Source organism: Brevundimonas sp. SH203, from assembly GCF_002157625.1.
Lineage (GTDB): Bacteria > Pseudomonadota > Alphaproteobacteria > Caulobacterales > Caulobacteraceae > Brevundimonas.
Genome location: NZ_BDMM01000002.1, coordinates 634,023 through 654,700 on the forward strand (window position 1 = coordinate 634,023; position 20,678 = coordinate 654,700).

The window sequence follows — 20,678 nt, forward strand, 5'->3', positions numbered from 1 at the left end:
GGAGTGCGCCGCCCGCTCGCATATGCGGCGGGCGGTTCGGCCCTCGGGTCGAGCCCGAGGGTGACGGAGGTTAGGTGGGGCGAACCAGCACGATCTTCTTCTTGCCGGCGGCCAGTTTGATCACGCCGTCCCGGGCGTCGGACTCGGTCAGGAGTTGGGCGCCGTCGGAGACGGGGGCGTCGTTGAGGCGCAGGCCGCCGCCCTGGGCCAGGCGGCGGGCCTCGCCGTTGGAGGCGGTCAGGCCGGCCTTGGCGACGACGGCGGCGATCATGGCGCCGTAAACCTCGGCCGCCGGCAGTTCGACGGTCGGCAGGTCGGCCGAGACCTGACCCTTTTCGAAGGCGGTTTCGGCGGCGGCGCGGGCGGTGGCGGCGGCGTCGGCGCCGTGCAGCATGGCGGTCGCCGCGTCGGCCAGAGCCTTCTTGGCGTCGTTGATGGCGGCGCCTTCCAGGGCCTCGTATTCGGCGATCTGCTCCAGCGACAGGTCGGTGAACAGGCGCATGAAGCGGCCGACGTCGGCATCCTCGGCGTTGCGCCAGAACTGCCAGTAGTCATAGGGGCTGAGCTGTTCGGCGTTCAGCCAGACGGCGCCCTGGGCGGTCTTGCCCATCTTGCCGCCCGAGGCGGTGGTCAGCAGCGGCGTGGTCAGGCCGAAAGCGGCCTTCTGGTCCACGCGGCGCACCAGATCGACGCCCGAGGTGATGTTGCCCCACTGGTCCGATCCGCCCATCTGAAGCGTGACCTTCAGGCTGCGGTTCAGCTCCAGGAAGTCCACCGACTGCATCAGCATGTAGTTGAATTCGAGGAAGGTCATCGGCTGCTCGCGCTCAAGCCGCAGCTTGACGGAGTCGAAGGCCAACATCCGGTTGACGGTGAAATGCGTGCCGAAATCACGCAGGAACTGGATGTAGCCATAGCCCGACAGCCAGTCGTCGTTATTGACCATGACCGCGTCGGTCGGGCCGTCGCCGAAGGTCAGGAATTTGGCGAAGACCGTCTGAATCGAGTCGATGTTGGCCTGGATCGTGTCCTGCGTCAGCTGCGGGCGCGAGGCGTCCTTGCCGGTCGGGTCGCCGACCTTGGTGGTGCCGCCGCCCATCAGGACGATGGGCTTGTGCCCGGTCTGCTGAAGGCGGCGCAGCATCATGATCTGGATCAGGCTGCCGACATGCAGCGACGGCGCCGTGGCGTCGAACCCGATATAGGCCGGAACCACGCCCGACGCCGCCGCCTTGTCCAGTTCGACGGGGTGGGTGATCTGGTGGATGTAGCCGCGCGCCTGAAGGGTGCGGAGGAAGTCGGATTTGAAAGCGTGTTCGGTCATGGCGAAGCTCCGTTAGCAAAGATGCCGACGGGCGTCTTCCCTTTGCTGGCCCGAGGTGGGGGAGGAGGGGTGGTTCAGACGGTCGAGCGAAAAACACCGTCTGAAACGTCTGAAATCGGGCCGGTACGAAATTGAACTGCACCCTCGAAAACAGTGCAATATGTTGCGTCCTCGACCAGGGCCGGTTGCAGATGGAGTTAGGTCTGTTCGACGTCTCGCGCCAGACACAGGCTGACACGCGCACCCAGACTTGGGACGCCGGCGATCTGCTGGTTCGCTATGGTCTGGACGAGCTGACAGAAGTGCAGCTGGGCCTGCCCGTCTGGAACCGCCAGCAGGTCACCGATCGCGCGACCGGCGCCCGCGCACGGCCCAGGGTCTCGGCGACCTGACGCTTGGCCTGCGTCGATCCCTGGCCAATCCCGACGGGTCGGGCCTGTCGGTCGCTCTCGCGGGCTTCGTCGCCGCCGTCCCTGCCCGACGCCCAACTGGACTTCGGCCTGAACCTGGGCCTGAACGACGACAGCCCCGACGTGGCCTTCGGCGTCGGCGTCGCGCGTCGGTTCTAGGGGCGCGGTTGCGAACCGATCCAACGGCTGCGACAAACGCAAACATGGCCGACCCGACCCACATTCCCGACGGCGGCGTGACGGGGCCAAAGCGGGATCGTTCGCTGATCGGGCGCCTGCGCCGGTTTCCCGTCTGGCCCTATCTGATGCTGACCCTGCCGATGTGGGTGGTCGCGCTGATCCTGGGCGCTGTCACCCATTCGGACCTGCCCTATACGATCTGGGCCATACTCTGGGCGGGGCCGTTCCTGATCCTGATGGCCGCGCGGTGGATCTATTTCATCGTCACCCTGATCTGGGCGCTTCTGGTCGAGATCATACGGGCCATGCGAAAAGCCTCCGCACGGCCCGACTAGATCAGGCCGCCTCGACCACCGTTTCGTCGGCCGGAACCGTGCGGATCATATAGTCGAAGGCCGACAGGCCCGCCTTGGAGCCTTCGCCTATGGCGATCACGATCTGCTTGTAGGGCACGGTCGTCACGTCGCCGGCGGCGAACACGCCCGGCTGGCTGGTCTCTCCGCGGTGATCGATCTCGATCTCGCCGCGCTGCGTCAGACCCACCGCCCCGTGCAGCCATTCGGTGTTGGGCACCAGGCCGATCTGCACGAAGATCCCTTCCAGATCGACGTCGTGCTGGGCATCGGAGTTGCGGTCCTTGTAGGACAGGCCCGTCACCTTCTCGCCGTCGCCGTGAACCTCGGTCGTCAGGGCCGAGGTGACGATCCGCACGTTCGGCAGGGTCGCCAGCTTGCGCTGCAGCACCGCATCGGCCCGCAGTTCGCTGTCGTATTCGATCAGGGTCACATGGGCGACGATGCCCGCCAGGTCGATGGCCGCCTCGACGCCCGAGTTGCCGCCGCCGATCACCGCCACGCGCTTGCCCTTGAACAGCGGCCCGTCGCAGTGCGGGCAATAGGCGACGCCCTTGTTGCGATACTGGTCCTCGCCCGGCACGTTCATCTGACGCCAGCGCGCGCCGGTCGACAGGATCACCGTGCGCGACTTCAGCGAGGCGCCGTTCTCCAGAACCACCTCGTGCAGGCCGCCCGCGACCTTGGCCGGGATCAGCTTGGCCGCCTTGTTCAGGTTCATGATGTCCACGTCGTATTCGCGGACGTGCTGCTCCAGATGGGCGGCCAGTTTCGGCCCCTCGGTGTGGGGCACCGAGATGAAGTTCTCGATGGCCATGGTGTCCAGCACCTGACCGCCGAACCGTTCGGCGACGACGCCGGTGCGGATGCCCTTGCGGGCGGTGTAGATGGCCGCCGCCGCGCCGGCCGGGCCGCCGCCGACGACCAGGACGTCGAACGGGTCCTTGGCCTTGATCTTCTCGGCGGCCTTGGCCTCGGCGCCGGTGTCGATCTTGGCGACGATCTGCTCCAGCTCCATTCGCCCCTGGCCGAACAGTTCGCCGTTCAGGAAGACGGTCGGCACGGCCATGATCTTGCGTTCGTCCACCTCGTCCTTGAACAGGCCGCCTTCGATGGCGACGTGTTTGATGCGCGGATTGATCACGCTCATCAGGTTCAGGGCCTGCACCACGTCGGGGCAGTTCTGGCAGGACAGCGAGAAATAGGTCTCGAACAGATAGTCGCCGTCCAGGTCCTTGACCTGCTGGATCACATCCTGCGCCGCCTTGGACGGATGGCCGCCGACGTGCAGCAGGGCCAGCACCAGGGACGTGAACTCGTGGCCCAGCGGAATGCCCGCGAACCGCACGCCGATGTCCGTGCCCTTCCTGCGGATCAGGAAGCTGGGCTGACGTTCGTCGTCATAGTCGCGCCCCATCTCGACCTTGCCGTGCGAGACGGAAACGATGTCCTCCAGCAGGGCCTTCAGCTCCTGCGACTTGGGCCCGGCGCCCAGCGAGGCGACCAGCTCGACCGGATGGACGATGTTCTTGAGATAGCCCTCAAGCTGAGTTTTCAGATTGGCGTCCAGCATGGGTTTCTCCTCAAACGTATGCGGCGCGTCGCCTGCCAGCCCGGCGTCCGGGCGAGGCGATCTGCGCGAAAAATCTCGGGGCGCCGACGGGGCGCCGAAGTCGGCGGGGGCCTGGAAACGCTACTCGCCCCCGCCGATGGCTCAGGTCCGGCCGAAGCCGGACCCGAAGGGTCGAAAGGTCTTAGATCTTGCCGACGAGGTCGAGCGACGGCGCCAGGGTGGCTTCGCCTTCTTCCCACTTGGCCGGGCAGACTTCGCCGGGGTGGGCGGCGACGTATTGCGCGGCCTTGACCTTGCGCAGCAGCTCCGAGGCGTTGCGGCCCACGCCTTCCGACGTGATTTCCATGAACTGGATCACGCCTTCCGGGTCGACCAGGAAGGTCGCGCGGTCGGCCAGGCCCACGCCCGGACGCATGACGTCGAAGTTGTTGGTGATCACGCCCGACTGATCGCCGACCATATAGTAGTTGATCTTGCCGATGGCGGGCGAGGTGTCGTGCCAGGCCTTGTGGCTGAAGTGGGTGTCGGTCGAGACCGAGAACACCTCGACGCCCAGGCCCTGCAGCGTCGAATAGGAGTCAGCCAGGTCTTCCAGCTCGGTCGGGCAGACGAAGGTGAAGTCGGCCGGATAGAAGAAGAAGATGGCCCATTTGCCCTTTACGTCGGCGTCGGTGATGTCGACGAACTTGCCTTCCTTGTAGGCGGTCGCCGCGAAGGGTTTGATCGTCGTGTTGATGAGGGCCATGTGCAATCCATCGGCTGGGGTGGTTAGGAGGACTCACTCCTACCGCACCGCAACACATAAGCCCAATCACTTATTTGCAGATGCACAATAGATTTTAGTTATAAAGCGACGATTAGGGTTCCATCCCCGGCACGGCCCCGGCCTTGATCGCTTCCTGAATGCAGGCGGTGCGTTCCGAGGCGAACCCGGCGGCGTCATCGGTTGCACGTTTCGCCACCGCAGCCTTGACCTCCGCTTGCCGGTCGTTCGTGGATTGCGCCTCGTCCAGCCTGGCGCCCCACCAGTCGCGAATGAACCAGCTCGGTCCCGCCACCCGGCCGGTTTCGCGCGCGGCCTCCTCGATCAAGAGCATGACATGGGCGTAGCAAACCTCGGCCCGCTGCATATCGGCCGGATAGGGCGTCGCCTGCGCCCCCGAGACCTGCAGCACCGCCGCCAACACTGACGCAATCATGATCCCGTCTCCCCTTGTCTCTTGCGATCAATACAGCAGGAACCGCCTGCGCGTCTCTTCCCACGCCGTCTCGTCGGACCGTGTCACGGCGTCCAGATCGACCGGCGCGGCGTCGGCGTCGTCCACCCATTCGCGCAAGCCCGGCCCGCCGTTGATCACGTCGATGGGCAGTTTGCCGAACGCATATTCATACGGAAAATCGCGCCACAGATCATAGTCGGGATACAGCCGCCGGATCGCCTTGAATCCCAGCGCCTGCACCCGCCACGGCCTGAACGCCGCATGGTCGTAGGCGGGGTCGTCGACGTGGATCTGCACACCGCTGCACAGCGTTCCGACATGTTTGTGGAAGGTCGGCTCGAACCACATGGGCCGCAGCACGCAGCCCGCCAGCCAGTCGGGCGCCAGCCGCTGCATCTCCGCGATCACCGCCCGCGCGTCGATGTCGGGCGCCCCGAACAGCTCCAGCGGCCGGGTCGTGCCTCGCCCCTCCGACAGGGTCGCCCCCTCCAGCATCACCGTCCCGGCATAGGCCCGCGCCATCGACAGGTTCGGCGCATTGGGGCTGGGGTTGACCCAAGACCGTTCGCCCAGCGGCCAGCCGAAGCCCGGCCCCTGTTCCGGCGCCCAGTCCTGCATCTGGATCACCCGGTATTCGACCTCCAGCCTGAACTGGTCGATGAACCACAGGCCCAGTTCGCCCATCGTCATCCCATGCCGCATCGGCATCGGGCCGGCCCCGACGAAGCTCTCGTATCCGGGCCGCAGCGTCAGCCCCTCGACCGGCCGCCCCGCCGGGTTGGGCCGGTCCAGCACCCACACCGCCTTGCCGTGTTTCGCCGCCGCCTCCAGCACATAGAGCAGGGTCGTGACATAGGTGTAGATGCGGCACCCCAGGTCCTGCAGGTCGATCAGGATGACGTCGAACGTCTCCATCCATTCGTCCCTGGGCCGCCGCACCTCGCCGTACAGGCTGAAGACCGGGATGCCATGCACCGGATCGCGATCATCCGGGCTCTCCATCATATTGTCCTGCAGGTCGCCCTTCATCCCATGCTGCGGCCCGAAGGCGGCGCTCAGCCTGATCTCGGGACAGGCGGCCAGCGCATCCACCGCATGGGTCAGGTCGCGCGTCACCGAGGCCGGATGCGCCAGCAGCGCCACGCGCCGCCCCTTCAACGGCGCCCGCAGCGCGTCATCGGACAGCAGGCGGTCGAGACCGAAATTCATGGCAGTTCCAGCGCGAAGGAGTCGGGATGATGAAAGTCCGGCTTATCCGACGAATGCCTCAGCGCCCAGTATCCGACCGAACCGTTCATCCCCTGTATCACGGCGGTCAGGCCGATCGCCCCCGTCGCTTCGTCCGGCAGGGTCACGTCCGCCGTCAGCGCGAACTGCCCCGGCGCCCGGCGCGTCATAATGAAGGGCGCCGCCATGTCGAAGGCCCGCATCCCCTGCCGATAGCCGTCGAATCGATAGGCCGCCCACGCCCCCGACGGCGACAGATTGTATTCGACATAGCCGTCCGGCGTCGCCGCGAACGCCTCGAAACAGGTCGCCCGCCACAGGTCGTCGGTCCGCGCCCGCGACGCGCCTTGCGGCCACAGCACCGTCTCCACCGGCCCCGACAGCGCATAGTCCAGACTGAGCCGACCGCCCTGCCGCCGCGCCTCCACCTCCAGGGTCAGCCCGTCGTGGCGCGAAATCGGATGGGGGATCAAGGGCAGCCGCATCCCCCTTCGTATCGCACGCGGGGCGCCGGTCAACGCGCCCAGCGCCGCAGCCGTCCTATTTCGCGACGCCAATCCCTTGCCCGGCAAGGGTTTGCGCCCTCCGCCCCGGCTTTTGGCGCCCACGACCCGAGGCCGATCTATAATCGGCCGCGCCCGCACGTTTGGAAGGAGCCGCCAAATTGCACTCAACTGGGCGGCGTTCCCTTGCCGGGGCGGTCGGCGCAGAAGTCGCGGCCGTCCCGGGCCGCGGCGGGAAAGGCGGCGGCCGAGAGCAGAAGGGCAAGGGTGCAGGCGGCGATACGCATGGAATATCCTGACGCGAGTTCGGCGCCATGATGGGCGCGTCGGCTTAACCGGCGGTGTTCGCCGCGTGACGAACGGTGTAAGCGCCGATCGGGTTTCGAACGATGGAGCGAGCATGGCGGCGGCATCCCGCGAACGTCTGTGGGGCGTGGCGGCCGGATTGGGCGCGGGCGCGCTGTGGGGGCTGGTGTTTCTGGCGCCTAAGCTGTCGCCCGAGGCGTCGCCGCTGTTGCTGACCGCGGGGCGGTATCTGGCCTATGGGGTGATCGCGGCGGTTTTGATCGCGCCGCGCTGGCGACGGCTGGCGCCCTTGATCGATGTGCGGGCGTGGCGGGCCCTGGTCTGGCTGAGCTTGGCGGGGAATCTGGTCTATTTCGCCTTTCTGGTGGTTGCGGTGCATCTGGCGGGCGTGGCCGCCTCGGCCCTGATCGTCGGCATGGTGCCGGTGGTGGTGGCCCTGTGGGGGCTGAGGGATCGGAACGGACCGCCGCTGTCGCGGACGGCGCCGCCCATCGCTCTGGCGGCGCTGGCGGTCGGGTTGATCGGCTGGCGCGCGTTGGGGCAAGGGACGGCGGGCGGGCCGACGGGGGCGCAGGCCCTGATCGGCCTAGCCTGCGCCTTCGGCGCGCTGGCGTCCTGGACGGCCTATGCGGTGGGCAACAGCCGATGGATGGCGCGGCTGACGCAGGTGTCGCCGCACGACTGGTCGCTGCTGACCGGGGTGGTCACGGGCGGCCTGGCCCTGGTGCTGGCGGTCCCCGCCGTGATGACGTCGCCCGTGCTGGACGCGGAGGCGTGGGCGCGGCTGGCGGGCGTGTGCCTCGGGGTTGCGCTGCTGGCCTCCATCATCGGCAACGCCCTGTGGAATCAGGCCAGCCGGCGTCTGCCCCTGACCATGCTGGGCCAGATGATCGTGTTCGAGACGGTGTTCGCCTTTCTCTACGGCTATGTTCTGGAACGGCGCGCGCCGGCGGCGGTGGAGATCGTCGCCATCGTCCTGATGATCGTCAGCGTCGTCTGGTGCGTGCGCGCGCACGGCGTGGCCCACGCCGTCGAGGAAACGCCGCACTGAAACCCCGCACTGAAACGACGAACGCCGCCTCAGCGAGGCTGAAGCGGCGTCGGGAAAACGGGCGGAAGAGGCGGCGTCAGGCCGGCTTTTCTTCCAGCCGCTTGTCCAGATAGGCGCCGACGCGGGTTTCGACCGCGCTCATATGGTCCTGCCAGAAGTGGCTGGCGCCCTCTTCCAGTTCATAGTCGATGATGATGCCCTTCTGGGTCCGCAGCTTGTTGACCACGCGCTCGACCTCGACCGGCGGAACGATGGTGTCGGCCGTGCCATGCAGGAACAGGCCGGACGCCGGGCAGGGGGCCAGGAAGCTGAAGTCGTACATGTTCGACGGCGGGGACACCGAGATGAAGCCGTCCGTTTCGGGGCGACGCATCAACAGCTGCATGCCGATATAGGCGCCGAACTGATAGCCGGCGACCCAGGTCTGGCTGGCGCCGGGATTGTTGGCCTGAAGCCAGTCCAGTGCGGTGGCGGCGTCCGCCAGCTCGCCGATGCCCGAATCGAACTCGCCTTGCGACTTGCCCACGCCGCGCGAATTGTAGCGCAGGGTCGCAAAGCCCCGCTGCTGGAACAGCTGGTGCAAGGTGACGGCGACCGGGTTGTTCATATGCCCGCCCGCCTTGGGGTGCGGGTGCAGGATCAGGGCGATCGGGGCGTTCGGGCGCTTGCCCGGGGAATAGCGGCCTTCGATGCGACCGGAGGCGCCGGGCAGGATGACTTCAGGCATTGGGCTCTGGAATCCGTTCAACTGTCATTTCGCGAGTGCGTAATACTTGACCGCCGAGGTGGGACTTTATAAGTCCCTCCGCAAGCGCGCCGCCTTTGCGAAGGCGCGGGTTCTAGCACAGGAGCCCCGAAAAGCGCGCAATTTTTGAAGGTGCGAAATGCGTCTGTCGACCAAGGGACGATACGCCGTGATGGCGATGGCCGATCTGGCCAAGAACGGGCGCGGCGAGGGCGGCGAGATCCGGGCCGTGTCGCTGGCCGAAATCGCCGCGCGTCAGGAAATTTCGCTGAGCTATCTGGAGCAGTTGTTCGCCCGTCTGAGAAAGAGCGAACTGGTCAGGAGCGTGCGCGGACCCGGCGGCGGATACCGTCTGGCCAAGGGCGCGCACGAGACGGTGGTGGCGGAAATCGTGCTGGCGGTGGACGAGCCGATCCGGGCGACGCGATGCGTGGCGCATGGCTCGCCCAAGGGCTGCATGTTGGCCGGCGAACGCTGCATCACCCATAATCTTTGGGAAGACCTGGGCGACGAGATCCATCGCTATCTGGCCGGCGTGTCGCTGGAGGACGTGGTGATGAACCGCACGGGCCAGCGTCGGCGCAATGTCGAAGCCTCGGCCGTGGGGGTGGCGGCATGAGCGGCGTCTATCTGGATTACAACGCCTCGGGCCTGGTGCGGCCGGAAGTGCTGGACGTCATGGCGCGGGCGCTGGCCGACAACGGCAATCCGTCGGCGGTCCATGCGGCCGGCCGTCGGGCGCGGGCGCGGGTCGAGACGGCGCGGGCCCAGGTCGGCGAACTGGTCGGGGCGGACCCGACGGCGGTGATCTTCAACTCGGGCGGCACGGAAGCCAACGCCCAGGGGATCGCCAGCGCCCTGGCGGCCGGTTGCGAACGGCTGATCGTGTCGGCGACCGAACATCCTTGCGTGGCCGAGGCGGCGGCGAACGCGGGCGCGCCGGTCGAAGTTCTGCCGGTCGATGCCAACGGGGTGATCGATCTGGACGGGCTGGCCGAGGCGCTGAGCCGTCCGGGCCGGGCGGTCGTGGCCATTCATCACGCCAACAACGAAAGCGGCGTCATCCAGCCGATCGCCGAGGCGGCGAAACTCGTGCGGGCGGCGGGCGGCTGGCTGCACGTCGACGCCATCCAGTCGGCGGGCAAGATCGCGGTCGACATCCGGGCGCTGGACGCCGACAGCCTGACGCTATCGGCGCACAAGCTGGGCGGATCGCAGGGCGTCGGCGCCCTGATCCTGAAGGAAGGCGTGTCGGGCGTTCGCATCCTGCACGGGGCGGGGCAGGAGCGGGGCCTGCGCGCCGGGACCGAGAATGTGCCGGGCATCGCCGGCTTCGGCGTCGCCGCCGACTGCGCCGCGCGCGATCTGGAGACGATGGGGTCGCACGTCGCCTGGCGCGATGCGGCCGAGGCCAGAGTCAAGGCGGCGGGCGCCGTCATCATCGGCGGGTCGGTCGCCCGTCTGCCCAACACCCTGTTCATGGCGGTCGAGGGCTGGGACAGCCCGCAGCAGCTGATCACGCTCGATCTGACCGGCGTCATGGTGTCGGCGGGGTCGGCCTGTTCGTCGGGCAAGGTCAAGCCGTCCAAGACCATCAGCGCCATGGGCCTGACCGCCCTGGCGACCGGGGGCGTGCGCGTGTCCGGCGGCTGGGGGACCACTGAGAACGACTGGGTCCGGTTCGCCGACGCCTGGGTCGCCGCCTATGAAAAGCACAAGACACGCGCCGCCGAGCGCGTGAGAGAGGTCGCCTGATGGCCGCCGTCAAGGAAACCATCGACGCCGTCGCCGCGCTGGAAAAATACGCGCACGGCTTCACCTCGGACATCGAGCAGGAGTTCGCTCCCAAGGGGCTGAACGCCGACATCGTGCGCTTCATCTCCGAGAAGAAGGGCGAGCCGGAATGGATGCTGGAATGGCGCCTCGCCGCCTATGAGCGCTGGCTGGCGATGGAGGAGCCGACCTGGGCGGCGGTGAAATACGAGCCGGTCGATTATCAGGACCTGTTCTACTATGCGGCCCCCAAGCAGAAGGAGGGGCCGAAGTCTCTGGACGAGGTCGATCCCGAGATTCTGGAGGTCTATAAGAAGCTGGGCATCCCGCTGAAGGAGCAGGAGGTGCTGGCGGGCGTGCAGGGTGCGCCGCGCGTGGCCGTGGACGCCGTGTTCGACAGCGTGTCGGTGGTCACGACCTTCAAGGAGGAACTGGCCAAGGTCGGCGTGATTTTCATGCCGATTTCCGAGGCTTTGCGCGAATATCCTGATCTGGTGCGGCAATATCTGGGGTCGGTGGTGCCGGTCTCGGACAACTATTTCGCGGCTCTGAACAGCGCGGTGTTTTCGGACGGGTCGTTCGTCTACATCCCGCCGGGCGTGCGCTGCCCGATGGAGCTGTCGACCTATTTCCGCATCAATGCGAGCCAGACGGGCCAGTTCGAACGGACCCTGATCATCGCCGACAAGGGGGCTTACGTCTCCTATCTGGAGGGCTGCACCGCGCCGATGCGCGACGAGAACCAGCTTCACGCGGCTGTGGTCGAGATCGTGGCGCTGGACGACGCCGAGGTGAAATATTCGACCGTCCAGAACTGGTATCCCGGCGACGCCGAGGGGAAGGGCGGCATCTACAACTTCGTCACCAAGCGCGCCGACTGCCGGGGCGATCGGTCCAAGGTGTCGTGGACCCAGGTGGAGACGGGTTCGGCCGTGACCTGGAAATACCCGTCCTGCATCCTGAAGGGCGAGGAGTCGTCGGGCGAATTCTACTCCATCGCCATCACCAATGGGCATCAGCAGGCCGACACCGGCACCAAGATGATCCACTTGGGCCGGAACTCGAAGTCGCGGATCATCGCCAAGGCGGTGTCGGCGGGCCGGTCGGATTCGACCTATCGCGGCCTGGTCTCGGTGCATCCGAAGGCGACGGGGGTGCGGAACTTCACCCAGTGCGATTCCTTGCTGATCGGCAAGGACTGCGGCTCGCACACCATCCCCTATATCGAGGCCCGCAACGGCTCGGCCCAGTTGGAGCACGAGGCGACCACGACGCGCCTGTCCGACGACCAGCTGTTCTACGCCCAGCAGCGCGGCCTGTCGGAGGAGGAGGCGGTGGCCCTTCTGGTCAACGGCTTCGTCCGCGACGTGCTTCAGGAACTGCCGATGGAGTTCGCGGTGGAGGCGCAGAAGCTGGTGGCGATCAGTTTGGAGGGGTCGGTTGGCTGATCCTCTAAGATCGTCACCCTCGGGCTTGTCCCGAGGGCCCATGCTGCTGCAAGCTTTGGCGTATGCCGAATGCGCGCCCGTTCATCGCCGCCTACATCGTGACGAACAAGCCATACGGGACATTGTACACCGGCGTCACCAGCGACCTGTATCGGCGTGTGCGCCAACATCGGGACGGAACCTTCGACGGGTTCACCAAGACGCACGGCCTGTCGCAACTGGTTTGGTTCGAACCGTTCGAAATGATGACGGCCGCGATCAGGCGGGAAAAGGCCATCAAACGCTATCTTCGCGACTGGAAGATCAATCTGATCGAAAGAGACAATCCGCGCTGGGCGGACCTTTCGCTGGAATGGGATCGACCGGCAGTTTGGATGCACGGGCCGACGGAAGAGTAGCGGGCGCGGCTTTCGCTCCTTTCCGTCATCCTGGGGCTCGGATCAGCGCGTGCGATCCGTTGGTCAAGGCTCCAACCGGCCCTGCGTTGGAACAATGGGTCCTCGGGACAAGCCCGAGGATGACGATATTCAAGATTCAGAATTCAGGTTCATTCGCGTGCTGAAGATCAACAACCTCCACGTCTCCGTCGGTGAAAAGCCGATCCTCAAGGGGCTGACGCTCGATGTTCCGGCGGGCGAGGTCCATGCCATCATGGGGCCGAACGGGGCGGGGAAATCGACGCTGGGTTACGCCCTTTCGGGACGGCCGGGCTATGAGGCGACGCAAGGGTCGGTCGAATGGGCGGGCCAGGACCTGCTGGCGTTGGACCCGGCCGAGCGGGCGGCCAAGGGCGTCTTCCTGTCGTTCCAGTATCCGATCGAGATCCCCGGCGTGCCGGCCCTGACCTTTGTGCGGACGGCGCTGAACGCTCAGAAGCGCGCGCGGGGCGAGGAGGAGGTGGCGGCGCCGGCCTTCCTGAAGCTGGTGCGGGAAGCGTCAAAGGCGTTGAAGATGGACTTCGACATGCTGAAGCGGCCGCTGAACGTCGGCTTCTCCGGCGGCGAGAAGAAGCGGATGGAAATCCTGCAGATGGCGCTGCTGGAGCCGTCGCTTCTGATCCTGGACGAGACGGATTCGGGCCTGGACATCGACGCCCTGCGGATCGTGTCGGAGGGGGTGAACGCCCTGCGTTCGCCGGACCGCGCCATGTTGGTCATCACCCACTATCAGCGCCTGCTGGACTATATCAAACCGGACCGGGTGCATGTGCTGGCGGGCGGCCGCATCGTCGCCTCGGGCGGGCCGGAGTTGGCGCTGGAGCTGGAGGCGGAAGGGTACGACAAGTATCTGCCGCAGGCGGCATGAGCGCCCCAATTCGTATTGATTTGAAGGCCATCGAGACCATTCCGTCACGACGCACTGAGGCCTGGAAGTATTCCGATCTGCGTCGCTGGGTTCGTGATGAACCGCCGCTGTCCCCGGCCTTGCTCCAAGGCGAGCCGAACGACGGGCCGTTCAATACACTGACCACCAATGAAGTGCTGATCGCCAATGGTCGCTTGAACTGGTGGTCGGAAGACAGCCTGGAGGCAGGCGTCGAGGTTGTGCGTCACGCCGGTCCCGATGCGCCTCGGATGGCTGACGAGATGCCTATGGGCGCGTTGGCTGCCGCCAAGGCGCTGGAAGGCGTCTGCATCATTTCATTCAAGGCAGGCGAACCGCGCTCTATTGCATTGCGCCTGCTGAGCGATGCCGTGAAGACCGGCCACCATGCGCGCATCGGCTTGCTGGTCGAGGCCGGCGCCCACGCCACCGTTCTGGAGTCCCATGAGGGTTGGGGTGAAGCCTATCTCTCCAACACGCTGATCGAGTTCTTGGTCGATGAGGGCGCTACACTTGAGCGTATCGTTTTGATCGAAGAGCCACATGATGCGATTTCTGTCACGTCGGCCGAGGTGCATCTCTCGAAGAACGCCACCTATCGTCAGACCATTGTCGCGACCGGTGCGCGGTTGCAACGACTGGAAACCCGCATCGCCCATGCCGGGGAAGGCGCGACGGTTCGCATGGACGGCTTGTATGTCCTGAACGGGGAAAGGCACGTCGATCTGACGAGCGTTGTTGATCATCGGGGACCGGACGGCGCGACCTCACAGCTGATCAAGGGCGTGGCCCGGGATACGGCGCGGGGCGTCTTCCAGGGCAAGATCGTGGTCGAGCGCGGGGCGGACGGCACCGATGCGCGGATGGGCCACCACGCCCTGATCGCCAGCGAGCGGGCCGAGATCGACGCCAAGCCGGAACTGATCATCTATGCCGACGACGTGCAGTGCGCGCACGGCAATACGGTGGGGACGCTGGACGAGAGCGCCCTGTTCTACATGCAGCAGCGCGGCATTCCGGCCGAGGAAGCGCGCGCCCTGCTGACGCAGGCCTTCCTGATCGAGGTCATCGACCGGATCGAGCACGAAGGCGCGAGAGAGGTGGCGCGGGAATGGCTGACGGCGCGGTTGTGAACACCTTCGATCCCTATGCTGTGCGGGCGCAGTTCCCGATCCTGTCGCGACAGGTGAACGGCAAGCCGCTGGTCTATTTGGACAATGCGGCCTCGGCCCAGAAGCCGCGCGCGGTGATCGACGCCCTGGTCGCGACGATGGAGGGCGGTTACGCCAACGTCCATCGCGGCCTGCACACCCTGTCGAACGAGGCGACCGAGGCGTTCGAAAAGGCGCGCGAGATCGTGGCCCGGTTCCTGAACGCCGAGACGGCCGAACAGGTCGTCTGGACCAAGGGCGGAACCGAGGCGATCAATCTGGTCGCCAATGGCCTCGGCCTGTCGATTCGGCCGGGTGACGAGATCATCGTCACCGAGATGGAGCATCACTCCAACATCGTGCCGTGGCACTTCCTGCGCGAGCGGCATGGGGCGGTGCTGAAATGGGCGCCGATCCGGGATGACGGGTCGCTGGACATGGCGGCCTATGCCGACCTGCTGGGGCCCCGGACGCGGATGGTCGCCGTCACCCATATGTCGAACGTGCTGGGGACGGTGAATCCGGTCGCGGAGATCACGCGGCTGGCTCATGCGACGGGGGCGCAGGTGCTGATCGACGGCTGCCAGGGCGCGGTCCATGCGACGCCGGACGTGCAGGCCATCGGCTGCGACTTCTATGTCATCACGGGCCACAAGCTGTTCGGCCCCACCGGCATCGGCGCCCTGTACGGCAAGGCCGAGGCGCTGGAGGCCCTGCCGCCCTATCAGGGGGGCGGGGAGATGATCGAACGGGTCGAGCAGGACCGGATTACCTATGCCCGGCCGCCGCATCGGTTCGAGGCGGGGACGCCGCCGATCCTGGAGGCCATCGGCCTGGGCGCGGCGCTGGAGTGGCTGGCGCAATACGACCGGGCGGCGGTTCAGGCGCACGAACACGCCCTGTATCGTCACGCCGTCGAGCGACTGCAGGGCCAGGACTGGCTGCGGATTCTGGGGCAGGCCGAGGGCAAGGGCGCCATCCTGACCTTCGCCGTCGAGGGGGCGCACGCCCATGACGTGGCTCAGATCATGGACCGTTACGGCGTCGCCGTGCGGGCCGGGACCCACTGCGCCGAACCGCTGGCGAAAAGATTGGGCGTGACGTCGAGCACCCGCGCCTCCTTCGCCCTATATAACACCGTGGAGGATGCAGACGCCTTCGTGGACGCGCTGATCAAGGCGCGGAACTTCTTCGTGTAAGCCGATGACAGAGAACACCATTCAGGACAGCGACGCCTTCCAGGCCGCCTGGGACGAGCCGCAGAAAAGCGCCCTGTCGCAAGGGGAGCTGGACAAGCTGACCGAGGACCTGATCGAGGCGCTGAAGACCGTCTATGACCCGGAAATCCCGGTCGACATCTATGAATTGGGCCTGATCTATCGCGTGGACGTCAACGACGACCGCGACGTGGTGGTGGACATGACCCTGACGGCGCCCGGCTGTCCTGTGGCGGGCGAGATGCCCGGCTGGGTCGAGACGGCGGTGGAGAAGGTCGAGGGGGTCCGCAGCGCCAAGGCCAATCTGGTGTTCGATCCGCCGTGGGATTCCTCGAAGATGAGCGACGAGGCCAAGCTCGCGCTCAATATGTTCTGATGGCCGCCGCCGATAACGCCGTTACCCCCGGGCTTGACCCGAGGGCCGGATTGTCAGCCGCTCATGCGCGGACGCCGTGCGACGGCGTATCCGATCCTCGGGTCAAGCACGAGGATGACGGAGAAGGGAAGGCCCGATGACCGAGCTTCAAGCCACATCCCGTCCGCGCCGTCCGCGCCCCAAGGCCGTCACCCTGACCGACGCGGCCGCCGAGCGGGTGCGCGAAATTCTGGATAACGCCGACAACGCCCACATCGGCCTGAGGATCGGGGTCAAGAACGGCGGCTGCGCGGGGCAGGAATACACCTTCGCCTATGCCGACGAGATCGGGCCGCTGGACGAGGTGGTCGAGGACAAGGGCGTCACCATTCTGATCGAACCCAAGGCCGTTCTGTTCCTCATCGGCACCGAGATCGATTTCGAGACGACGCGGCTGGCCTCCAAATTCGTCTTCAACAATCCGAACCAGACCGACGCCTGCGGCTGCGGCGAGAGCGTGACCATCGTTCCGGCCGCCGGCGCCTGAGATGGCCTACGACGCCGACTTCGGGGAATGGGTCCGCGAGCATTTCCAGGCGCTGGGCCGGCTGGAGATCAAGCGGATGTTCGGCGGGGCGGGGGTCTATGCGTCGGGCGTGATCTTCGCCCTGCTGGACGACGGCGTGGTCTGGCTGAAGGGCGACGAAGCGCTGGGCGAGGCGTTCGAGGCGGCGGGCTCACGGCCGTTCACCTTTCCGACCAAGGACGGGCGGACGATGAGCATGAGCTATTGGACCCTGCCCGAGACGGCGCTGGACGATCCCGACGAGGCGGTCGACTGGGCGCGGCGGTCGCTGGCGGTGGCGGTCAGGAAGGCGTCGGGGAAGACGCCCAAGTCCGCTACTTCGTCGGCGCGTCGATCAGAACGGCGGGCGTGACGGGCCGACCCGTCGCCTCGGCGACCAGTTCGGCGGTGCGGGCCTCGATCACGGCCTCCAGCCGGGCCAGGAATTCGTCCTTGGGCAGGCCGGTGGGGATCGGGTCGAGGAAGTCGAGCGTGGCCGTTCCGGCGTGCTTCTCGTACTTCTCCTCGGGCCAGAACAGGCCGAGGTTGGTGGCCAGGGGCACGACCGGCATGTCGAAGTCGCGATACATGTGCCAGACGCCGGAACGGTATTTGTACTTCTGCCCGACCGGGGCCAGGTGGCCCTCGGGATAGATCAGGATCTTGCGGTTTTCGGCGCGGGCTTCGGCGGCCCGCATGGCCAGGGCCTTGCGGGCTTCGTGGCCGCCGCAGGAGTTGACGACGATGGCGCCCAGCTTCTTCAGCACCCCGCCCAGCAGGGGAAACTTCTCCAGATGGTCGCCGGTGACGAAGGCCAGGTCGTCGAACTGGTCGTAGGTGGCGAAGCCGTCGCCCCAGCTCTGGTGTTTCGAGGCGACGATGAAGGCGCCGGCGGGCAGGCGGTCCTTGCCCAGCACCCGCAGGCGGATGCCCGCGAACAGGGCCATGGCCTGAACCATCCGCTTCACATAGCGGCGGATGACCCAGCTGGCGGGGCCGCGACCGGGGGCCAGGGCGGCGAAGGCGGCGGTCAGGCCGTAGCCGACCGACAGAATCCAATAGGCGATGTTGAAGGCGAAGCTGCGCATGGGGCGACTATGGCAGAAAGCTTCGCCTTGTCAGAGGGCTTCAGGCGACCTGTCGCGCCGCCAGATCCGCCGAGGGGGCGGCGGTGATGCAGTTGCGGCCCTTGCGCTTGGAATCGTAGAGGGCGGCGTCGGCGCGTTCCAGCAGGCTGGCGGCCGTCTCGCCCTTGCGACGGAGGGCGAAACCGGCCGAAATGGTGACGGAGCCCAGGTCGTCGTTGGTCGAGCGGCGGCGCAGGGCGCGAGAGGCGACCTCGCTGCGGATGCTCTCCATCGCCGCCATCACCACGCCGGCGCTTTCGCCGGGGAAGATGATCGCGAACTCCTCGCCGCCGAACCGGGCCGCGAATCGGTGCTTGCCGCAGATGTTGGACAGGACGGTCGAGACGTAACGCAGCACCTGATCGCCCGTCTGGTGGCCCCAAGTGTCGTTGAACCGCTTGAAGTGGTCGATGTCGAGGATGGCCAGGGCCAGGGGCGAGCCGTCGTCGGGGGCGCAGGCGGCCTCCAGCCGTTCGTCGAACGCCTTGCGGTTGGCCAGGTTGGTCAGGGCGTCCGTCATGGCGTCGCGGCGAACCTGTTCCAGGTTTTCGCGCAGGCGGACGATCTCCTTGTTCGACTTTTCCAGCCTCTTTTCCAGGATGGCCGTCTCGCGGCGAACGCGCTTGGTCGCGGTGGACAGGCCGCCGACCAGGGATTTCAGCGCCGACGGGTCCTCGGCGTTCTCCATGGTATGCGACGCATCGGCCAGGGTCTCGCCATAGTCGGCCTGGGTCTTGTGCGCCATGGCGATGGCGTTGGCGACGCTGGCCAGTTCGCGGTCCAGCACGGCGCCGACGTTGCGAATCTGGTCCGGCAGGCGGCCGCGCGGCAGGAATTCCGCCGCCAGCATCTCGGCGGTCTTGTCGGAAATGGCGACGGATTGATCGAGAAGCAGGCGAATCTCGCGCGCCAGGGCGCCTTCGGGATCGCTGACGTAATGCAGCCAAAGCTCGAAATTCAGCGGCGTCGGCCAGACGCCCGCCTTCTCCATCTCGGCGATGACGTTGCGCGCCAGGGCATAGGCTTCAGGGCCCCTCAGCGCCGTCTCGACCTGCTTGGACATTCTTTAACTTCCCCCGATCCCCGTTCTGGGGACGTCTTCGAGGGGCAGACTAAGGGCTGTTCCGTAATGCAGGGTAAACGGCGCGGACTTTCTGCGCGCCGTTTCCGTTCACGGGGTCAGGCGCGGACAACCACGGGGCGGCGCAGGAAGGCGGGGATGTCGTCGCCGAAACCGCGCACGCCCTGACGCGGATTGTCGTCGCGGGCAGCCTTGCGGTCGCCGCGACGATCCGACTGGAGCAACTGGGGTTCGCGGTCGGCGCGTGGGGCGCGCGGGGCCTCGACCGAAGCGGGGGTCTCGACGGCGGCTGCGGCGACGACCGGCGTTTCGACCTCGGCCCTGGCCTCGGGGCGGGTCTTGCGGCGGCTGCGGCTGCGGGGAGCCTCGGCGTCCTGAACCTCGGTCGCGACGGCGACTTCGGCCTGTTCGACGGCGGGCGCGGCGCTGTCGCCGCTGCTGCGCGAGCGTCCGCGACCGCGTTCGCCCGATCGTTCACGGCCGCCCGAGCGTTTGTCGTCGCGGCGCGGGCCGTCCTTGATGGCGGCGAAGTCGATGCCGTCCAGGACCAGTTCCTCGGGGTCCTTCTTGATCAGCTTGAGCACCTTATCCAGCGACTTGTCGTCGGAGGGGGTGACGATCATGAAGGCCTGGCCCAGGCGTCCGGCGCGGCCCGTGCGGCCGATGCGGTGGACGTAGTCGTCGGCGTGGTGCGAGACGTCGTAGTTGAAGACGTGACTGACGTCGGGGATGTCCAGACCGCGTGCGGCGACGTCGGAGGCGACCAGGATCTTCAGATTGCCGGCGCGGAAATCGGCCAGGGTCTTCATCCGGTGCGCCTGGTCCAGGTCGCCATGGATGGGGGCGGCGTCGAAGCCGTGCTTCTGCAGCGACTTGGCGACGATATCGACTTCGGACTTGCGGTTGCAGAAGACGATGCCGTTCTTGACGTCGGCGCGTTCGACCAGGGCGCGCAGGGCGGTGCGCTTGGCCTTGGGGTCGCTGGTCGGGATGCGGACCAGATACTGGGTGATGGTGTCGGCGGTCTGGGCCGGACGCGACACCTCGATCCGGGTCGGGTCCTTCAGGAAGGCCGTGGTCAGGCGCGTGATCTCGGGCGGCATGGTCGCCGAGAAGAACAGGGTCTGGCGACGCGGCGGCGTCAGTTTGAAGATGCGCTCGATGTCGGGGATGAAGCCCATGTCCAGCATCCGGTCGGCTTCGTCGACGACCATGATCTCCACGCCCGTCAGCAGCATCTTGCCGCGTTCGAACAGGTCCAGAAGGCGGCCGGGGGTGGCGATCAGGACATCGACGCCCTTGTTCAGCGCGGCCACCTGATCGCCCATGGAGACGCCGCCGATCAGCAGCACCCAGCTGAGCTTGGTGCCCTTGGCGTATTTGGCGAAGCTTTCGGCGACCTGATCGGCCAGTTCGCGGGTCGGGGCCAGGACGATGGCGCGCGGCATCCGGGCGCGGGCGCGGCCCGTGGCCAGCCGCTCGACCAGGGGCAGGGTGAAGGCGGCGGTCTTGCCGGTGCCGGTCTGGGCGATGCCCAGGACATCGCGTCCGGCCAGGGCGACCGGAATGGCCTGTTCCTGAATGGGGGTGGCGGTGGTGTAGCCCGTCTCGGCGACGGCCTTCAGGGTCGTGGGCGAAAGGCCCAGTTGGGAAAATTCGGTCATGAATCCTAGGGAAGAAAAGCGTCTGCGTGCATAGCAGCGACGGAACCGCCCCTCTGTGGGCGAGCGGGCGGCGCGTATCGCA

The 20,678-nt window shown here is 66.7% G+C and carries 24 protein-coding genes; 14 read left to right on the forward strand and 10 right to left on the reverse strand.

All coding sequences use genetic code 11. From position 1 onward, the window contains the following. Window positions 1-70: 70 nt before the first annotated feature. Window positions 71-1,324 carry a tyrosine--tRNA ligase gene (gene tyrS / locus SH203_RS06990; RefSeq protein WP_087120113.1) on the reverse strand — a complete coding sequence of 418 codons (1,254 nt, stop codon included), beginning with the start codon at window positions 1,322-1,324 and terminating at the stop codon, window positions 71-73. Between the two features lie 191 nt (window positions 1,325-1,515). Here tyrS and SH203_RS06995 point away from each other — a divergent pair, with 191 nt between their 5' ends. From SH203_RS06995 to SH203_RS07000, 3 genes are read left to right on the forward strand one after another with little or no spacing between them, the layout of a single operon-like run. Further along, window positions 1,516-1,716 (forward strand): hypothetical protein, encoded by a 201-nt coding sequence (locus tag SH203_RS06995; RefSeq protein WP_087120114.1) that lies wholly within the window; start codon window positions 1,516-1,518, stop codon window positions 1,714-1,716. A gap of 3 nt (window positions 1,717-1,719) precedes the next feature. Continuing rightward, window positions 1,720-1,893 (forward strand): hypothetical protein, encoded by a 174-nt coding sequence (locus SH203_RS15505; protein ID WP_159457545.1) that lies wholly within the window; start codon window positions 1,720-1,722, stop codon window positions 1,891-1,893. A gap of 44 nt (window positions 1,894-1,937) precedes the next feature. After that, on the forward strand, window positions 1,938-2,249 hold the full coding sequence (locus SH203_RS07000; RefSeq protein ID WP_087120115.1) for a hypothetical protein: 312 nt from the start codon (window positions 1,938-1,940) through the stop codon (window positions 2,247-2,249). Between the two features lies 1 nt (window position 2,250). Here the strand turns inward: SH203_RS07000 and ahpF are convergent, their stop codons facing one another. From ahpF to SH203_RS07025, 5 genes are all read right to left on the reverse strand, one after another. Then, window positions 2,251-3,840, reverse strand: coding sequence for an alkyl hydroperoxide reductase subunit F (gene ahpF / locus SH203_RS07005; RefSeq protein WP_087120116.1), 1,590 nt, complete (start codon window positions 3,838-3,840; stop codon window positions 2,251-2,253). Between the two features lie 181 nt (window positions 3,841-4,021). Further along, window positions 4,022-4,585 (reverse strand): alkyl hydroperoxide reductase subunit C, encoded by a 564-nt coding sequence (gene ahpC / locus SH203_RS07010; protein ID WP_087120117.1) that lies wholly within the window; start codon window positions 4,583-4,585, stop codon window positions 4,022-4,024. A 112-nt stretch (window positions 4,586-4,697) separates the two neighbouring features. Further along, window positions 4,698-5,039, reverse strand: coding sequence for a hypothetical protein (locus SH203_RS07015; RefSeq protein WP_087120118.1), 342 nt, complete (start codon window positions 5,037-5,039; stop codon window positions 4,698-4,700). Window positions 5,040-5,066: 27 nt separating this feature from the next. Further along, the gene (locus SH203_RS07020; RefSeq protein ID WP_087120119.1) at window positions 5,067-6,269 is read right to left on the reverse strand and encodes an exo-beta-N-acetylmuramidase NamZ domain-containing protein; all 1,203 of its coding nucleotides are present in this window, start codon (window positions 6,267-6,269) and stop codon (window positions 5,067-5,069) included. Next, entirely contained in the window at window positions 6,266-6,772 is a 507-nt protein-coding gene (locus tag SH203_RS07025) for a DOMON-like domain-containing protein (RefSeq protein ID WP_087120120.1), read from the reverse strand. Before SH203_RS07025 ends, SH203_RS07020 begins: the two co-directional genes overlap by 4 nt. A 418-nt stretch (window positions 6,773-7,190) precedes the next feature. Between SH203_RS07025 and SH203_RS07030 the strand changes: the two genes are divergently transcribed. Further along, window positions 7,191-8,147 (forward strand): DMT family transporter, encoded by a 957-nt coding sequence (locus SH203_RS07030; RefSeq protein WP_087120121.1) that lies wholly within the window; start codon window positions 7,191-7,193, stop codon window positions 8,145-8,147. 76 nt (window positions 8,148-8,223) lie between these two features. Here SH203_RS07030 and SH203_RS07035 read toward each other — a convergent pair whose 3' ends face one another. After that, window positions 8,224-8,874: an alpha/beta hydrolase gene (locus SH203_RS07035; protein ID WP_017504016.1), complete on the reverse strand. Its 651-nt coding sequence runs from the start codon at window positions 8,872-8,874 to the stop codon at window positions 8,224-8,226. Window positions 8,875-9,031: 157 nt separating this feature from the next. On the opposite strand from SH203_RS07035, the gene SH203_RS07040 reads away from it, so the two are divergent. From SH203_RS07040 to SH203_RS07085, 10 genes are all read left to right on the forward strand, one after another. After that, window positions 9,032-9,511 carry an Rrf2 family transcriptional regulator gene (locus tag SH203_RS07040; protein ID WP_087120122.1) on the forward strand — a complete coding sequence of 160 codons (480 nt, stop codon included), beginning with the start codon at window positions 9,032-9,034 and terminating at the stop codon, window positions 9,509-9,511. Then, a complete protein-coding gene (locus tag SH203_RS07045) occupies window positions 9,508-10,647 on the forward strand; it encodes a cysteine desulfurase family protein (RefSeq protein WP_087120123.1) in 1,140 nt (379 codons plus the stop codon). The genes SH203_RS07040 and SH203_RS07045 overlap by 4 nt, the downstream gene beginning before the upstream one ends. Then, the gene (sufB, locus tag SH203_RS07050) at window positions 10,647-12,113 is read left to right on the forward strand and encodes a Fe-S cluster assembly protein SufB (protein WP_087120124.1); all 1,467 of its coding nucleotides are present in this window, start codon (window positions 10,647-10,649) and stop codon (window positions 12,111-12,113) included. The genes SH203_RS07045 and sufB overlap by 1 nt, the downstream gene beginning before the upstream one ends. 62 nt (window positions 12,114-12,175) lie before the next feature. After that, window positions 12,176-12,511, forward strand: a complete 336-nt coding sequence (locus tag SH203_RS07055) for a GIY-YIG nuclease family protein (RefSeq protein WP_087120125.1) — start codon at window positions 12,176-12,178, stop codon at window positions 12,509-12,511. Between the two features lie 157 nt (window positions 12,512-12,668). Beyond that, complete coding sequence (sufC, locus tag SH203_RS07060) at window positions 12,669-13,418, forward strand: Fe-S cluster assembly ATPase SufC (protein ID WP_087120207.1); 750 nt, start codon at window positions 12,669-12,671, stop codon at window positions 13,416-13,418. Continuing rightward, complete coding sequence (gene sufD / locus SH203_RS07065) at window positions 13,415-14,569, forward strand: Fe-S cluster assembly protein SufD (RefSeq protein ID WP_234989410.1); 1,155 nt, start codon at window positions 13,415-13,417, stop codon at window positions 14,567-14,569. Before sufC ends, sufD begins: the two co-directional genes overlap by 4 nt. Further along, window positions 14,548-15,786, forward strand: coding sequence for an aminotransferase class V-fold PLP-dependent enzyme (locus tag SH203_RS07070; RefSeq protein WP_087120126.1), 1,239 nt, complete (start codon window positions 14,548-14,550; stop codon window positions 15,784-15,786). The genes sufD and SH203_RS07070 overlap by 22 nt, the downstream gene beginning before the upstream one ends. Window positions 15,787-15,790: 4 nt before the next feature. Then, the gene (locus SH203_RS07075; protein WP_087120127.1) at window positions 15,791-16,180 is read left to right on the forward strand and encodes an SUF system Fe-S cluster assembly protein; all 390 of its coding nucleotides are present in this window, start codon (window positions 15,791-15,793) and stop codon (window positions 16,178-16,180) included. Between the two features lie 136 nt (window positions 16,181-16,316). Next, on the forward strand, window positions 16,317-16,706 hold the full coding sequence (locus SH203_RS07080; protein ID WP_087120128.1) for an iron-sulfur cluster assembly accessory protein: 390 nt from the start codon (window positions 16,317-16,319) through the stop codon (window positions 16,704-16,706). A 1-nt stretch (window position 16,707) separates the two neighbouring features. Further along, window positions 16,708-17,097, forward strand: coding sequence for a TfoX/Sxy family protein (locus SH203_RS07085; RefSeq protein WP_087120129.1), 390 nt, complete (start codon window positions 16,708-16,710; stop codon window positions 17,095-17,097). Here SH203_RS07085 and SH203_RS07090 read toward each other — a convergent pair. The 3 genes from SH203_RS07090 to SH203_RS07100 form a co-directional block, all read right to left on the reverse strand. Then, window positions 17,060-17,812 carry a 1-acyl-sn-glycerol-3-phosphate acyltransferase gene (locus tag SH203_RS07090; RefSeq protein ID WP_087120130.1) on the reverse strand — a complete coding sequence of 251 codons (753 nt, stop codon included), beginning with the start codon at window positions 17,810-17,812 and terminating at the stop codon, window positions 17,060-17,062. The two genes, SH203_RS07085 and SH203_RS07090, sit on opposite strands and share 38 nt — an antisense overlap. Before the next feature lie 40 nt (window positions 17,813-17,852). Beyond that, window positions 17,853-18,914, reverse strand: a complete 1,062-nt coding sequence (locus SH203_RS07095; RefSeq protein ID WP_087120131.1) for a GGDEF domain-containing protein — start codon at window positions 18,912-18,914, stop codon at window positions 17,853-17,855. A gap of 116 nt (window positions 18,915-19,030) precedes the next feature. Then, window positions 19,031-20,596 (reverse strand): DEAD/DEAH box helicase, encoded by a 1,566-nt coding sequence (locus tag SH203_RS07100; RefSeq protein WP_087120132.1) that lies wholly within the window; start codon window positions 20,594-20,596, stop codon window positions 19,031-19,033. Window positions 20,597-20,678 lie beyond the last annotated feature (82 nt).